This window comes from Pedobacter deserti (assembly GCF_024436415.1).
In the GTDB taxonomy this organism is placed as follows: Bacteria; Bacteroidota; Bacteroidia; order Sphingobacteriales; family Sphingobacteriaceae; genus Pedobacter; species Pedobacter faecalis.
On the sequence record NZ_JAFMZQ010000002.1, the window covers coordinates 463738 to 478905 of the forward strand.

General features: G+C 46.9%; 12 protein-coding genes. 9 read left to right on the forward strand and 3 right to left on the reverse strand.

The features are described 5' to 3' along the window. Positions 1-51: 51 nt before the first annotated feature. Positions 52-663 (reverse strand): cyclic nucleotide-binding domain-containing protein, encoded by a 612-nt coding sequence (locus tag J3P40_RS17175; protein ID WP_256007504.1) that lies wholly within the window; start codon positions 661-663, stop codon positions 52-54. 186 nt (positions 664-849) lie between these two features. Here J3P40_RS17175 and J3P40_RS17180 point away from each other — a divergent pair, with 186 nt between their 5' ends. The 4 genes from J3P40_RS17180 to J3P40_RS17195 all read left to right on the forward strand — a co-directional run bounded on the left by J3P40_RS17180 (position 850) and on the right by J3P40_RS17195 (position 3800). Then, a complete protein-coding gene (locus tag J3P40_RS17180) occupies positions 850-1767 on the forward strand; it encodes a helix-turn-helix domain-containing protein (RefSeq protein WP_256007505.1) in 918 nt (305 codons plus the stop codon). 51 nt (positions 1768-1818) lie between these two features. Then, on the forward strand, positions 1819-2715 hold the full coding sequence (locus J3P40_RS17185; protein WP_256007506.1) for a carboxypeptidase-like regulatory domain-containing protein: 897 nt from the start codon (positions 1819-1821) through the stop codon (positions 2713-2715). Positions 2716-2720: 5 nt separating this feature from the next. Next, a complete protein-coding gene (locus J3P40_RS17190; RefSeq protein WP_256007507.1) occupies positions 2721-3380 on the forward strand; it encodes a hypothetical protein in 660 nt (219 codons plus the stop codon). 72 nt (positions 3381-3452) lie between these two features. Then, complete coding sequence (locus J3P40_RS17195; RefSeq protein ID WP_256007508.1) at positions 3453-3800, forward strand: hypothetical protein; 348 nt, start codon at positions 3453-3455, stop codon at positions 3798-3800. 122 nt (positions 3801-3922) lie between these two features. Here J3P40_RS17195 and J3P40_RS17200 read toward each other — a convergent pair whose 3' ends face one another. Then, complete coding sequence (locus tag J3P40_RS17200; RefSeq protein WP_256007509.1) at positions 3923-4471, reverse strand: DUF922 domain-containing protein; 549 nt, start codon at positions 4469-4471, stop codon at positions 3923-3925. A 235-nt stretch (positions 4472-4706) separates the two neighbouring features. Then, entirely contained in the window at positions 4707-5600 is an 894-nt protein-coding gene (locus J3P40_RS17205) for an Rpn family recombination-promoting nuclease/putative transposase (RefSeq protein WP_256007510.1), read from the reverse strand. A gap of 295 nt (positions 5601-5895) precedes the next feature. Here J3P40_RS17205 and J3P40_RS17210 point away from each other — a divergent pair, with 295 nt between their 5' ends. The 5 genes from J3P40_RS17210 (at position 5896) to J3P40_RS17230 (ending at position 13984) form a co-directional block, all read left to right on the forward strand. Further along, positions 5896-6468 (forward strand): RNA polymerase sigma factor, encoded by a 573-nt coding sequence (locus tag J3P40_RS17210; protein ID WP_256007511.1) that lies wholly within the window; start codon positions 5896-5898, stop codon positions 6466-6468. A 54-nt stretch (positions 6469-6522) separates the two neighbouring features. After that, on the forward strand, positions 6523-7638 hold the full coding sequence (locus J3P40_RS17215; protein WP_256007512.1) for a FecR family protein: 1116 nt from the start codon (positions 6523-6525) through the stop codon (positions 7636-7638). A gap of 133 nt (positions 7639-7771) precedes the next feature. Beyond that, on the forward strand, positions 7772-11332 hold the full coding sequence (locus J3P40_RS17220; RefSeq protein ID WP_256007513.1) for a SusC/RagA family TonB-linked outer membrane protein: 3561 nt from the start codon (positions 7772-7774) through the stop codon (positions 11330-11332). Between the two features lie 16 nt (positions 11333-11348). Then, positions 11349-12851, forward strand: a complete 1503-nt coding sequence (locus J3P40_RS17225) for a RagB/SusD family nutrient uptake outer membrane protein (protein ID WP_256007514.1) — start codon at positions 11349-11351, stop codon at positions 12849-12851. A gap of 2 nt (positions 12852-12853) precedes the next feature. Beyond that, positions 12854-13984, forward strand: coding sequence for a TlpA disulfide reductase family protein (locus J3P40_RS17230; RefSeq protein WP_256007515.1), 1131 nt, complete (start codon positions 12854-12856; stop codon positions 13982-13984). Positions 13985-15168: the final 1184 nt, after the last annotated feature.

Sequence of the window (15168 nt, forward strand, 5' to 3'; positions counted from 1 at the left end):
ACGTATGCACAGTTTTTATGTGCAGGGTTACCCTAATTCTGTGTCTGAAGCTTAGCCCCTCAGCTTCTGCAACTGATTAATGTAACCGCGCAAACTGAGGCCTACATGCATGGCTTGAATCTGCTGGCTGCTGCAGGCAACGAAGGTTGGGTGTTTGCGCCGGAACTCAGCAACGCGAATTAGTGGTGGTTTGCTAAGCAGGTCGTGTTGCTCGCGCAGGTATTGCTCATTTTCTACCACCACCAGCGAGAAGGCGCGCTCTATGCCTTTGTCTGACTTGATGAGGTTGAGCAGGTGGGGGTAGGATATGGACAAAACTTCTCTGCCTTCCAGGCTCTGGATATAGTCGGTACGTGGCCGCCCGTGAAGCAGCGCTGGCCCGGAAAACGCAAATTGCCTTTTAAGCCAGATGCGTGTGCCGTGCTGGCTGCGGTTCGTGTGGTTATAGGTAAAGCTATGTAGGAGCGTATGGATGGAAAAGAACATCCGCCCCTCTTCGGCTGCTCCGGGCCCTTCCAGCTCCTGCAGCTTTACCGTGTTTTGTACCCGCACTATTTCAACCAGTTTATTGATCAGCTCGTCCGTAGTGGCAAGGTAGGGCCGAAGCAGCGGTATGATATACTGCTCGAGCAATTTCCGTTTATGGTCAGCTGGTTGATGCATGGTAGTTTGGTTGTCGGCTTCAAAACTGCAACAAGAAAATTAATTGGTATGTGGCTCAAATTGACAATATGAACAAAATTTAGTTTTGCATTTGTCTGTTTTTTGCACATTAATTACAGGAAATATCGCGGCTATGGTGAGTGTAACCTCTCCTGATTAATTTTCGCTGGATAATCATCTCTGGGTATGGACGATATCGAACGAACGCTTAACGATCTGGACAAGAAGTTTCCGGTAACACCGGAATTCCGTGCCAAGCTGGGGCCGCTGCTTAAATTGCAAACCGGCAAGGCAGATCATGTTTTCTTGAGTGCCGGCGATGAGGCAAGGGACGCCTGGAAGCTGCTGGAGGGTATTGTGGCTGTATTTAAACCAGACAGGAAGGGCAGGCTGGTGGTGGTCAAGCTGTATTTGCCGGGCGATATATTTACCGACCTGTTGAGCTTCTTTGAAAAGAAGCCCATAAGCGGCACGTATAGGAGTTTAACACGTTTTAGGGCGCGGCGGCTGGAGCTTGATGATTTTGAAGGCCTCAAGGATTTTCCGGAAACGATGCGTTTGGCCGAGTTGATTATGATGGAGGAAGGGACGCAGGAGTCGGCCCGTGCGGAACTGCTTGCCTTGAAGGGTCCGGAGCGGGCAGAGGCTTTTCTGGATATGTATCCTGATATCAATATTCCGGATGCTTATGCAGCGTCATTTCTGCGGATTACGGAAGCGCAGTACAGGGCATGGCGCAATCGCCGCGCTGCAGGCGAGCCCAGGGTGAAGGAAGAACTGGACAGGCTGCGTGACTTTGTGATGCAAAACTTTCGCCTGCCTGTGGTAGACGATAAGGCCAGCGTGGCCGATCTGTTCTGCGTTTCTCCTCGCACGCTGGATCGGATGTCGTTCCGCATCTTCGACAAGCCTTTCGGTCAGCAGATCATCTTCATGCGTATGCTTTACGGTCTTAAAGCGCTCCTGCTGGAAGACAAGAACGTAGCTCAGGCCGCGGCCAGCGTGGGCTACGACGATGCCCGTGCCTTCAGCAAGCGCTTTAAGAAGGAGTACCGCATCACGCCGAGGGAGATTGCTGGTATTTATGTTAAGCAGCGAAAGTAGCCGTAGCCCTCATTTGCGATTTCTGGCCTTATTGTTTAAATTGGGATAATTATGAACGCCCTCATCGTTTTTATACTGTTGCAAATCCTGTTTCTATCGACTGCCCGTGCGCAAAGGGAAGTAAGCGGAAAAATACTCAGCGCCAAAACGCAGGAAGCTATTCCCTTCGCTACAGTTATATCTTTGAGAACGAAGCAGGGCGCCAGGCCAGATGCGTACGGTGCCTTTAAGTTAATACTTTCGGAGACCGCTGTTAATGATACACTTGTCTTCAATGCTGTCGGCTACCTTCCACACAAGCTCGCGGTAAAGGATGTGCAGATTGGAGCAAACATCTCGTTAATGGAAGATGTTAAGACGCTTCGGGAAGTGACTATTACAGATAAAGCTCGAGAAAAAGTGGTGGGAAATTATAAAGTAATACCCAAAACCACACGTGTTAATTATGGAGGTGAATGGGCTAGGCGCTTTGTCATGCCTGAGAATTACGAATATATAAAGGAGGTTAGAGTGGCCCGGGAAATTGGCTACCATGAGTTTTCTTCTAAGACTAAATTCAGAATTCATTTCTATCTGGCCGATAGCAAGACAAAAGGCCCAGGTCAGCGGATTAGTCATGAGCTCATTGAAGTCGATGATTTTGATAACAGCACCATCGTTGTCAGCCTTTCAAAATACGACATACAAATAAAGCCCGGTACGGTGTTCTTTATATCGATCGAAACCCTTAACATTCCAGTAAACGAGCGGTATCTTCTTCAGCGGGTTGGACCCAGTTCGTATGGGGAACCTGCAAAGCCTCATTATTTCAGGTCAATATACCAGCCTTTAGTACATTGTTGTAACGTCACACCAGCGGATGCCTGGCAACTGCTTCCGTTTGTCAGCGCAAGATGGGAATCCATGGGAAATTCCTTCGCCCCAGCTGTAGAAGTCATTGTTAACTGAACGATATGAGATTATTAATCTACACGCTACTAACAATTATTTCGCTTCACTCGCAAGGCCAACGCAAAGTGATATTGAATGACTTCAATTCAGATTCGGTAGACTTTTATATAGGCTTTCCTAAACCAAAAGAGATATTTAATTATATCCAAGCGGCACAGAGATTTGAAAGTATAGATTCCGGTAATGTCCTGAAAAAAATTGAATTAGTAAGAATGGTCTTAAGCCTAAAGTCGCAAGAAGTTGTGGGTTCTGCAGCCACGTTTGCTTTAAGGGTATATGACCTCGATAGTTTAACGTGTGGCCCCGGCGCCGAGTTAACGAGAAGTCCGGTTCGAGTTAGAAGTGATACGAGACGTTTTGTACGTATCAATCTAGATAAATACGACATAAGAATTAATGGAAAGGTGTTTTTTGTGGCCATTGAATGGATAATCGGCGAAAAAAACATGCAATCTTTCGATGCGGTCCAGGGAGCTCCGCAGGATTCTGGTCATGACATTCTGCATACTTTCGCCAAGGGATATCAACCTTTTCCAGGTATGATCAACACTGGAAGGGCTACCTCAGGCGTATGGGTAATGGATCAGGCGGGAAAATGGAAAAGATACGATTATAATATGCCGTACATGACCGATCTGGCCATGTCGGCATACCTGGAATGATGATGGTTTGGGAAGTTAATTTTTCTGCGGTAAAGTCTTATCTTAGATGACACGTTCCAAAGAATTGCTGTTATGAATAGAGCCTATATCATCGTTTGGTTAATCACAATTGTTATCATGATAATTGCCTTGGTGCTGCCTCTGCCTCCTATTATAGGTGTGGCAGCATCATTTTTACCATTGGCTGTGGTGACTTCTGCTTATTTGACAGAAGGAAGGCGGTCGTTTGCTTATGTTCGCAACAATGTCAATAGTGTTATCTGGATTTTGTCCTTTGTTTTATTCACTATGACAGTTCAGGATCGTTTTTCTACCAGTTTTGAGCAGCCATGGAGTTTTATACTTACCTGCGCGATCGCAGCAATCTATATCGTGGGGTTGCGGCTATTGATTTGGAGGTTTGTGCCTAAAGAGGAATAAATCTAACGTGCTATATCTGCTCGCTCAACCTTCATTCGTTAGAGTACTTTGGTGTCTGGTACTGCGTTAACCCGGGAGCTGAGCCGGGAAAGGCGAGGGTTCAAAAGTTTTAGCCGCTTACTTCAAAACGAGTTCTGCATCATAGCCTTCAGTTGTTGATCCCACTTATTTTGCATTTCATCATTCATGCCATGGCTAGTGGCTTCATCATATCTTTGATGGAGCTCACTGTATTTTGCAACATACTTGAGGTACTCCTTCCGAACCTCGTCGCGGAAGTTTTCCGTCCAGGTTTTTGAAGATAGGAGCGTTTCCAGTTGGTTAGCCACAATAAAACCTATGGTAACGTGACCTTGTTCATGATTAAGAATTTTGCCGACCTGACGCTTTGGTATCCGCTCCAAGTCGAAATAGTTTTCTGCATGATTTACGTCAACTTTCGTGATAAATTTGAGTTTAACCATTCCGTCGCCGGTTTTAACGATGGAATCGAGCCGATAAGGGATCTTCATTCCGGTATAGGCCCAGTATTTTGTGTCTGCGGGCGGAGCGCCCTTGAAATCTTCGACTTTCAGCTGTGGTATATCTTCTAACTTCAAATGCTGGGAAAAGGCATCAAAGGAAAAAGCCAGTATAAAGAGAAGTAAGGCTAAGAATGGTTTCAACGTCATTTAGGTTCGGTTATGAACTCAATATAAGAAGTTCAATGTTTTTGGGCAATAAATCTTTAGCTTTTCCTTATAATAAGGCTAAGCATTTGTGAATAAGTCTATCGCTATAAACTTTCGATTTCTTCAAATCTCAAGCCGGTACTTTTGGCGATGTAGGTAATATCCAAACCATCCTCCTTTAGGATACGGGCAATAGCTTTTGCCTTTTCGATTTCGCCCTGTATCCGACCTTGAACTAAGCCCTCTCTATGCCCCTCTCCATGCCCTTCTCTAAGCCTTTCTCCAGGCCCTTTTTAAGGCCCTTTTCCAAGCCCTTTTCCAAGCCCCTTTCCATGCCTTTTTTCATCCCTTGTTCAATACCTTCCGCTATGCCCTGCTCCAAGCCAACTTTTTTAGAGTATTCTAATGCCCCGTAAGTATCCCATTTATTTTTTAAACTCTGGTCGTACATATATTTTTCCTCCTTGTTTAAATTCGCATATCTCGCGAGCTCGAAGAGTTGCTCAAATTCCTGTTCAGGCATGCTTTCAGGCCGGGTAGGAAATTCCGTCATATGTTTAAGTGCAAAAAGCCACTTATCCATCTTAGAAGTCAACTCCTGTTCGCTCTTAACAAAGTTACGCATTTCGATATAGGTAAAGCCCAGTTTTTTATAAAATATTTCCCCGTTGGCCTTGTTTGTCAGACAGATATGATGGATGTATTGTTCTTCGCAGTTTTCCTGCAATTCGAAATTCTCTAATATAGCAACCATGTAAACGTCTTTAAGATCATATTGCCAGTGGTGCCTTTTCCCTTTAGGGGCTTGTTCGGCGATCAGTTTCGAGGCGTAAAATATGGACCGCTCTTTAAAAAAGGACTGTTTTGCACGTTGTATCTCTATCAGGAACGTGTTGCCGAACTGGTCTGTACATACCACGTCCAGCACAATTCCGCCTTCATTCTCAATTTCTCCCAGATACTCGTTTTTACTGTACTCAATGGTTTCGATTGTCCGCCTGCCCTCAAGGACTTCATTCAGAAAGGCTTTAAGTAGGCCTTTGCTGGCTTCCGAACCAAAGATTCTTTTAAAGGAAAAGTCCGTAAAAGGGCTGATGTAAGTGGATTTTGTATTCTGCGTCTGAATCATATTTGAAATGTTAGAAGCAAACGTAATCAACTGATTCAATAAGTTGGTAACTTATAAACGATTATTATTCAGTGATTTATGTCAATCTTTTGAGTGATATTTCATTGTTTTGAGTAATTGTTGTTAAATTGAGTTATGATGGCATCGTATTTTTTTACGATACATCTGCAAGCAGCGGTTTAGGGAAACGGTGCACTTTTCCGGGATAGTTGCACACCCGAAGCGCAATTGCGCAAATTACCCCAGATTATCTGTTATAAATTCCTGCTAATTTCCAGTAAATTGCATCGTGAGAATGCGCGAGTCAGATTATGCTAAATATACCGATGGCAAATTAGCAGCCCTTTTGCAACAGGGCGATGCGTATGCCTACACGGAGATATTTGAGCGGTACAAAGTCTTGCTGTACAAGCATGCTTACCGCTTGCTGGGCGATGAGGACGAGGCCAGCGACATTATTTCTGATCTTTTTCTCGCTTTGTGGCAGAAAAAAGGGGCGCTGAACCTGAAGGTGTCTCTGTCGTCTTACCTGTACGGCGCGGTAAGGAACCGGGTGTTCGATCTGATGACGCACCAGAAGGTTATTGCACGCTATCTGGATTCTATAGGAGATTTTGTGAAGCAGGGCCGCTATGAAACCGACGAAAGCATTAGGGCCAAGGAACTGGCCGCCATCATTGAACGGGAGATTGCTTCGTTGCCCCCGAAAATGCGGGAGGTCTTTGAACTAAGCAGGAGCGGCGAACTTTCTTACAGGGAGATCGGTGAGATGCTGAATATCTCTGAGGGAACGGTTAAGCAGCAGGTACACAATGCTTTAAAAATCCTTCGACCGAAAATTAATTCTTTTTTGGTTTTCTTTCTATAACCCAGCCCTGGCTTGGCCGTCATAATAGTATAAAGGATAATAGGCCTTTGCACTATGGACCAACAAGAAATCAAATCCTTACTGGAAAAATACCGGAGCGGCACCTGTTCTGAACAGGAAAAGGCGATCCTGGAGAGCTGGTATAATCAGCAGGCAGCCGAGCGGCCTTTAAACCTGACTGAGGAACGGCTTGAGCTGAACCTGAAGGAGGTGAGCAGCAGACTGCCGCTGAAATATCCCGCTCGTCAAAAGCGGGTATGGCCGCGTATTGCGGCTGCAGCGTCTATCGTCCTTGTTTTGGGAGCCTCACTCATGTATTACCAGGTGAGACAATCCGGGCAGCAACTTAATTTGACGGCTGAGCAGGATATTGCTCCGGGGGGCAACAAGGCTTACCTGACGCTGGCAGACGGCAGAAAAATCTCACTGACAGAAGCGGCCAACGGTCAGATCGCCAGCCAGGCTGGCATAGCCATTACAAAAATGGCCGACGGGCAGTTGGTGTATTCCATTGGCAACAGTGAGCAAAGCGCTGCTGCTGCGGGCTACAATACCATCGAAACGCCGAAGGGCGGGCAGTATCGGGTACAACTCCCTGATGGCACGGAGGTTTGGCTCAACGCCGAATCTTCACTCCGCTATCCGGCTTCTTTTGAGGCCCTGAAGGAACGTCGTGTTGAACTTTCGGGTGAGGGATACTTTGAGGTAGCTAAAGATAGGGCGCATCCTTTTATCGTGAAAAGCGGTGATCAGGAGGTAAAAGTATTGGGTACACATTTTAATATCAGCAATTATGCGGACGAGCCTGCCGTGAAAACAACCTTACTGGAAGGATCGGTGCAGTTGAACGGTAAGATGTTATTAAAGCCGGGCCAGCAGGCAAGCATTCCGGCCTCGGGTGAGATCAGCATCAGCCGGGTAGACATAGAGGAGGCGATAGCCTGGAAGAATGGCAAATTCATCTTTGCGGACGAAAATATTCAGAGCATTATGCGCAAGTTGTCGCGCTGGTACAACGTAGAGGTGCACTATGAGGGTGCGCCGCCAACGGAAACCTTTACGGCTTCTATTGGCCGTTTTGACCGTATCAGTAAAATACTCGATAAATTATCGTACACCAATAATGTTCACTTTAAACTAGAAGGGAGGAGGGTTACGGTTATGAAATAGTGCTACTATTACGCGCCGGAGCCTTTATAAAAGTAAAGCGAGAGTGCTTCGACCTACTCCCGCTTCTGTATGGCATCCGGCTGAACTCATTTTTTCGAATAGACATCAACTTTAAACCAAACATTCAAAATTAATGAAATTTAACGGAAATTCTCTGGGCGGCAGGCCATTGGCCCTGCCCAGGCAAATACTACGGGTTATGAAACTTACCATGCTGCTGATGAGCGTTTGCCTTTTACAAGTTAGTGCCATAACCAAGGCCCAGGTTTACTTGTCTGCCAAAGGCGCGTCCCTTGAAAAAGTGCTTAAATCGGTAAGCAGGCAAAGCGGTTATGATTTTGTTTACACCACGGCCGACCTAAAGGATCTGAAAACCGGCACCATCAACCTGAAGAATGCTTCGATAGAGGCGGCGCTGAAGGCTTGCTTTAACGGGCAGCCGCTGGAGTATGAAATTGCAGACAAAACGGTGATGATCAAGCTGAAGGAAAGGTCGCTTGTAGATAGGCTGTTGGGTTTTTTTCAGGCGATAGACGTGAGCGGAACGGTAACCGATGAACAGGGCAAGCCCCTGGCGGGCGCCACAGTAAAGGTAAAGGGCAGCAGCCAAACAACCACCACGGATGAACAGGGCACATTCCGCCTCAGGCAGGTCGATCCGGAAGCGACCATCGTCATCAGCTTTATTGGCTTTCAGTCGCTGGAATTGAGTGCGTCGGAAGTGAAGGACACCATCACGATGCGTGCGGTCAACAATGCTTTAAATGAGGTTACGGTAACTTCGGGTTATCAGAGCTTATTAAAGGAACGGGCACCGGGTGCTTATGATCAGATAGGACAGGAGGTGCTCGCCAACCGACCGGTGTCAAATCCTTCTACGGCTTTGCAGGGTTTGGTAGCAGGGATGCAAAGTAAGGAAAACGCTGACGGCTCGGTATCTTTTCTCATCAGGGGAAGCAGTTCCATTTACGGTGAAAGGGCGCCGCTGGTTGTGGTAGATGGCTTTCCGGTGTCCGGGAACGATTTTTCTACGATCAACCCCAATGATATTGAATCGGTGACGGTATTAAAGGATGCCGCTGCAGCTTCCATCTGGGGTGCCCGAGCGGCAAACGGTGTGATCGTGATTGTCACCAAAAAAGGCAATGCTGGTCAAAAAGGGCTGAACGTCACCGCAAGTGCATTTACCCGCATCTCAGAACGTACGGATCTGAACCAATTAATTCCTCTGGCCACCTCGGCCGAGCAGATTGCCCTAGAGCGCAGGGCTTTCGAAAACAGGTGGGTGTTCCGGGAAACGTCCGGCTCGTTTCCTGACGACCTGATGAAACCCCTTACACTTGGTCAGGAATTCCTCTACGCGAACAAGAACGGTACGATAAGCACGGCCGCGATGAACGCCGGTTTGGATAGTTTAAGCAGGATCAGTAACCATGGCCAGATCAGCGACCTGCTGTTGCGCCGGGCGGTGCTTAGCCAATACAACGTAAATTTTTCAATGGTCGGCGATAAGTCAAAGTCTTATGCTTCACTCTTGTTTGAAGATAATAAGACCCGTTACCAGGGTTCTGACTATAATCGTTATGGCCTGGATTTCAGCAACGAATATAAGCTGGCGAAGTTCCTGACCTTCAATGTTGGGATGTATCTGCAGTATAGGGATCAGAATAACAGTGGAGCAACCCCCACTGAACTGAGAAGTTTGTCGCCCTACGAAACACTATTGAACCCGGATGGGAGTTATTCCGTGAATTTAAATACGTACAACAGGGCGGTTTTATCGCAGTTGCCTTTAAGCGACTTCCCGTATAGCGATTTTAGTTACAATTTGTTGCGTGAGGTCCGCGGCCGCAAGTTTCGCACCGAGGATTACAATGCCAGGATTCAGGCAGGTTTTAACGTCCGGATCATTCCGGGTTTGAGCCTTGATTCTAAAATACAATATGAGCGCGGCAAAAGGGAGATTGACATCTATAACAGTGAGGAAACTTTCTATGCCAGGAACATCGTCAACCAAAACGTGGAATACTTTTCAGACACAGAAACAGTGGGCAGGCAATTCGTGCCTAAAGGCGGTATTGGCCGGGACACCGTGCTCAATTCTGCGAGCTATGTGTTTCGCAACCAACTCAGCTTTGTAAAAGATTTTGGTAGTAAACATAGTATCAATGCGATTGTGGGTACGGAAATTTCGCAGTATCGCACAAATACCAGGATGAACCCATGGTTGTACGGCTATTATCCGGATAAATTGCAGACTACGGTACCGCCTTATGGCTATGGCAGTTCGGTAGAGCAACTGGTGGGCATCGATGGCTGGGAGACAGAACTGCAAGGTGGCTCTCCGGTGCTTGATTACGAAATGGACCGGTTCGTTTCGTACTACAGCAATGCTGCATATACGTACGACCGCAAGTATACGATTTCGGGTAGTATCCGAACCGATGCTTCCAATTATATCACGCGAACCCCATCCCTGCGCTGGGCGCCGCTTTGGTCGGTAGGCGGTTTGTGGAATATCAAGGAGGAGCGTTTCGCGGAGAACATTGGCTGGCTTGATCGCCTGAACCTGCGTCTAACCCATGGCCGTAATGGTAACGTGGAGAAAACTACGTCGACCAATACCTTACTAACCGTATCCACATCTCCGAGCCCTACTACTGGTACCATCACTGCGTTCATTTTGGATAATGGTAACCCTACGCTGCGATGGGAGAAAACTACCACTACCAATATTGGCATAGATCACGTGTTGTTCGACGGTAAACTTTACGGTAAAATTGACCTTTACAATAAAAAAGGTAAAGACATCACCGGCTTTATAGCGCTGGCTGCTGCCACGGGTACAACCAGCCAGAAATTCAATAATGCGGGCATAACCAACCGGGGTATTGAAGTAGAACTGGGTACGCAGGTAAAACTGCCGGGTATTCCTGTTACCTATCAGACATCGCTGAATTATGCCTACAACAAGAACGAGGTAAATAATCTGTATTATCCTTCACTCACTGCTGCACAAATGCTCGATATCCCGAATGCCATAGTGGAAGGGCAGCCAATAAACCCGGTTTACTCGTTTACTTACGCAGGCACGATCGGCGGTGTGCCGCATGTTTCCGGTGTAAACGGTCAGCCCAGCACATTCAACAACGTGGCACTTCTCAATGGTTTGGGCGCGCAGTTCCTCAATTATGAGGGCACAGCCATTCCACCGCACACCGCTGGCTGGTACAGCACCTTTGGTTATAAGAATTTAAGCCTGTCCGTTTTGTTCATCGGCACGTTCGGCGGTGTTTACCGCAACCAAACCTACAACTACAACTTTGCTTATGTAGGCTCCAGGAAAACCATTGCCAACAGGTACATTTCAGATGTTTTCGCGGGTCGTACCGACATCCCTCCATTTCCAAACGCCAATGAAAGCAATTTGTATCTGTGGGACCGCTATCTCCCTTATCTGAGTGGTCTGGTAGAAAGCTCATCGTACATAGAATGTAAAGAGGTGATGCTGAACTATAGTCTGCCAGCCTCCATAGCAGCCAGGGCAGGACTGCGCAATGTTAAAGTGTTTGCACAAATGAGGGATTTGGGATTGGTATGGGCGGCCAACAAGAACAACTTTAATCCGGACTGGCTGCCGGGTACCGACCGTCCGCTGGGCACCTGCACTTTTGGGATCAACTTAGGCTTTTAAACTTAATGCTACGACAATGAAAAAATTTAACACAATCATATGGGTTTTGGGAATGGTTTTGCTGACTTCATGCAAAAAGTACCTCGACGAGCCGAATAAGATCCAGACCGATATTAAAACGGTGGAGCAACTGCAGGCTTTACTGGATAATGTTGAAGGTGAAGGCGACTATTTTCTCTCTGTTGCTATGGGGTTTGAGGGCCATAACGCTACGGCCGTGTATTCCACGGATGATACGGAGATATCGACCGACCTATATAAGAACAATCCAAATTCGGTGCTGCTGGCCAACCTTTACTACTACGTATTTGATGTTGACAATATCGCTGGCGCCTCTTCCGACCCGCTTTGGAACACGGAATTTAAAAAGATCTTTCATGCCAATGTGGTTCTTGCTAATGCCGACCAGGTTACGGGCGACGAGGCTGCCAAACGCCGGGTAAAGGCAGATGCTTATTTTACCAGGGCGTACAGTTACTGGACGCTGGTGAACTATTACTGCTTGCCTTACTCGGCAGCAAACCTGCAGTCGAAAGGTCTGCCGCTTAAAAAAACGCCCGATTATGCAGAGTCTTTGAGGCGTGCTTCGTTGGAGGAAACCTATAAGTTTATATTGGACGATGTAATGCTTGCACAATCGCTGGTAGGCTACACTGACGTGCAGTCTGCCTTAAGGTGGCGCATAAGCAAGACGGGCATCGATGCTTTTCTGAGCAGGTATTATTTGTTTACGGGCGACTACGATAAGGCTGCTGAGCATGCGAACAATGCACTGACTTCGCAGACTGCTAAACTCGTCGATTTTAACACGATCCCTCCGGGCAATCCTGCGACTTATTCCAACCCTGTGGCGGTGTTAAGGTATTCGGAATTGAACGACTACGGGCCAACGAGATACTTCGGCTGGGATGAGTTCTTCTATGCCCGTTTTACTACGGCCACCTCGCAATGGTATATTCCGAGTACAAGCTTGCTGGCGCTGTATGACCGTAACGAGGACTTGCGTTATCAATTGCTGATGATCGAAAACGGGGGTAGACGAGCCAATGTTATCACCCCTGCACAGTACCGGTACGTGTATTTTGGAGACGGGAGTTATTTGCCTTCGGGGCCGACTGTTGCGGAGGTTTTGCTGAACAAAGCGGAGGCGTTGGTTCGCAGTGGCGATTTTGCAAGCGGTTTAACTGCCGCGAATACACTGCGGGCCAAAAGACTGAAGAACTATACGGCGCTTGCGGCCGGCAACGCCGCCGATGCGCTTACCCAGGTATTGCAGGAGCGCCGTCGGGAACTGCCCTTCAGCTTCCGTTGGTTTGATATTCGCCGCTTTAGCGTAAATGAAACTCCGGGCGACGATGTTACAGTGACCCGTACCTTTTTTAAAGTCGGAACCGGCTCGGTTGATGTAAATACCACGCAGACCTACACCTTGCCGGTTAAAAGTCTCCGTTACGCAGTGCCCATCAACGCTGTGGAGATTTCGGCAAGCCAGGGACAGATTGAGCAGAATAACTATTAAGTATGATGAGCAGAATAGGTTTAAACGTATTGGGCTTGCTGACTATGCTGGCGGTGTCGGCATTCGCCCGGCAACAGACAAAAGGGGATTTTATACTTTCGGGATCCGTTGCACCGCATGCTTCGGGTACGGCATATTTATACTATGAGAAAGATGGCTCAATCAGATTGGACAGTGCAGATGTGGCCAACGGGAAGTTTAAGCTTGAGGGAAGGGTAGAAGGCCCTGTGTTTGCGAGACTGGTGTTCAGTCCATCGTCTGCAACCGGCAACAGACCTGGCATATTGAACTTCTTTCTAGAGCCTGGGAGGGTAAGCGTTTCATCCGCCGATACCTTGAGAAATGTTATTGTTTCTGGTTCTAAATCAGATATCGATTTTTTACCTGTTCGCAAGGCGCTGATGACCTATAATGCTAAATTGAGCCTGTTGAACCAGGAAGCCAGGCAATACCAGGCGGCGCGGGACTCGACAGGGATACGTATGGTGCGTAGCAAAATGGATAAACTCGAACAGGATTTAAGAAACGATACCTATAGAAAGTTTATTGAACAATACCCGGCTTCGCCGGCGTCGCTCTATGCACTTGATCAGGTGGCGGGCAGTTACCTGAATCCTGATGACATAGAACCCTTGTTTAATAAACTTAGTCCGGAGGTCCGTAACTCCAAAGCAGGGAAAGACTTCGCTGAAAAGATCAAGACAGCTAAAGCAAGCTCGCAGGGCGGTTATCTGCCTGATTTTTCGCAGCCTGATACCGCTGGCAGGTTAGTGAAGCTGTCTTCCTTCAGGGGGCAATATGTTTTGGTCGACTTCTGGGCCAGCTGGTGTTTGCCATGCCGTGAAGAGAATCCTCATCTGGTGAAAGCGTTCAATACCTACAGGAATAAGGGCTTTACGATTTTGGGCGTATCGCTCGACAAAAATAAAGCAAGCTGGCTGAAGGCTATCCAGGTTGATCAGTTGCACTGGACTCAGGTATCCGACTTGAAGTACTGGGATAATGAAGTCGCTAAAAAGTTTGATATCCGCTTTGTGCCTCAGAACATATTATTGGATCCATCGGGCAGGGTTGTTGGTCGTAATCTGCACGGCGATGAACTGGATAAAGCGCTGGCTGGTATTTTTAAGTAAGGCTTATGCCGTGTTATGGTGAGAAAACGCCTGCTACTTATGTAGCGGGCGTTTTCATTGTTTTATATTGCCGTCGCTTGCTGGTGGCGGAATCGAAATTGTTGTTTGTAAAGAGCAATATTTCCGAAAATTGTTGTTTGTAACGAGCAATCTGCTCCTTTCTAGTGTCTCGAGTCGTTCTGCAAAGCAGTTAACATTATTTAGCATTCGTTTACTGGTTCACGAAATCTGTCTTGGATGCTACCTGGTGTGCACCAAGTGGCTGGTAAGTCCGCTTTGGGAGTAGTGTGAGTGAGCCATGAGTCCGCCTTTTTTCAGGGAAAAGGCGGACTCACCCCGGACTCACCCCGGACTCATGGCGGACTCATGGCGGACTCACATGCTTCCAGGTGGCTACTTTGTCTTATTCTAATATAGCTATACAGGCAGACATACTGGCTCTACCAACAGACATACTATATGTATATATATGGAGTTATTATGTATTGTACAGCTGTACAAACTAAACAAGTCTGCCGCCTTTTACAGAATACCCGTGAATAGGATGAAAATTTTCCCTGCTGTAAGTTAGTGAGTTAGACCGGGTAAACCAATAAAAGGCTGATTTGTTTTGGCAGGAGCGGATTTTTTTCTACTTTTGCACTCCGCTTCGGAGGAAGGGGTTGGCTGAAGGAAGCTTCAGTGATTGAAAGGTTGAGTAGGAGATCTGCTGATCGTGTTAGAAAGGGTTTTAAAACTTGAGGCACGAAAAAAAAACTTTAAAAAAGTTCTTGACAGCGGCAGAATTTTTTCTACCTTTGCAATCCCAAACGACGGGGACCTGACCGGCAGATACTGGAAAGGAGAAAAGAAAAGATTGAAAGGATGGGTTTTTTGAAACTGACTTCCGGAGGAATAGACCGGGAAGAAACTGAAGAGAGGTCCATTTTGATATACAAGGGCGAACCGCGACGGGGGACCCGAGAAGTTCATTAAAGAGATGTCATTTATAGCGCGAGCGAGGTAATACAGTACGGAATCGAAGTACATGATTGCCGAGCTTATTTTTAAGTCAATATCTAACAGACAATAATTAGAATAAAGACTATTATTAACATTTTAAGAATAGTCAGGAATTCAAACAACATTTTACAATGGAGAGTTTGATCCTGGCTCAGGATGAACGCTAGCGGCAGGCCTAATAC

Coding starts and splice junctions, on each gene's coding strand:
- J3P40_RS17195 (WP_256007508.1), top strand. CDS start 3,453: ATGAATAGAGCCTATATCATCGTTTGGTTAATCACAATTGTTATCATG.
- J3P40_RS17175 (WP_256007504.1), bottom strand. CDS start 663: ATGCATCAACCAGCTGACCATAAACGGAAATTGCTCGAGCAGTATATC.
- J3P40_RS17225 (WP_256007514.1), top strand. CDS start 11,349: ATGAAAAAATTTAACACAATCATATGGGTTTTGGGAATGGTTTTGCTG.
- J3P40_RS17210 (WP_256007511.1), top strand. CDS start 5,896: ATGCGCGAGTCAGATTATGCTAAATATACCGATGGCAAATTAGCAGCC.
- J3P40_RS17185 (WP_256007506.1), top strand. CDS start 1,819: ATGAACGCCCTCATCGTTTTTATACTGTTGCAAATCCTGTTTCTATCG.
- J3P40_RS17230 (WP_256007515.1), top strand. CDS start 12,854: ATGATGAGCAGAATAGGTTTAAACGTATTGGGCTTGCTGACTATGCTG.
- J3P40_RS17220 (WP_256007513.1), top strand. CDS start 7,772: ATGAAATTTAACGGAAATTCTCTGGGCGGCAGGCCATTGGCCCTGCCC.
- J3P40_RS17190 (WP_256007507.1), top strand. CDS start 2,721: ATGAGATTATTAATCTACACGCTACTAACAATTATTTCGCTTCACTCG.
- J3P40_RS17215 (WP_256007512.1), top strand. CDS start 6,523: ATGGACCAACAAGAAATCAAATCCTTACTGGAAAAATACCGGAGCGGC.
- J3P40_RS17200 (WP_256007509.1), bottom strand. CDS start 4,471: ATGACGTTGAAACCATTCTTAGCCTTACTTCTCTTTATACTGGCTTTT.
- J3P40_RS17205 (WP_256007510.1), bottom strand. CDS start 5,600: ATGATTCAGACGCAGAATACAAAATCCACTTACATCAGCCCTTTTACG.
- J3P40_RS17180 (WP_256007505.1), top strand. CDS start 850: ATGGACGATATCGAACGAACGCTTAACGATCTGGACAAGAAGTTTCCG.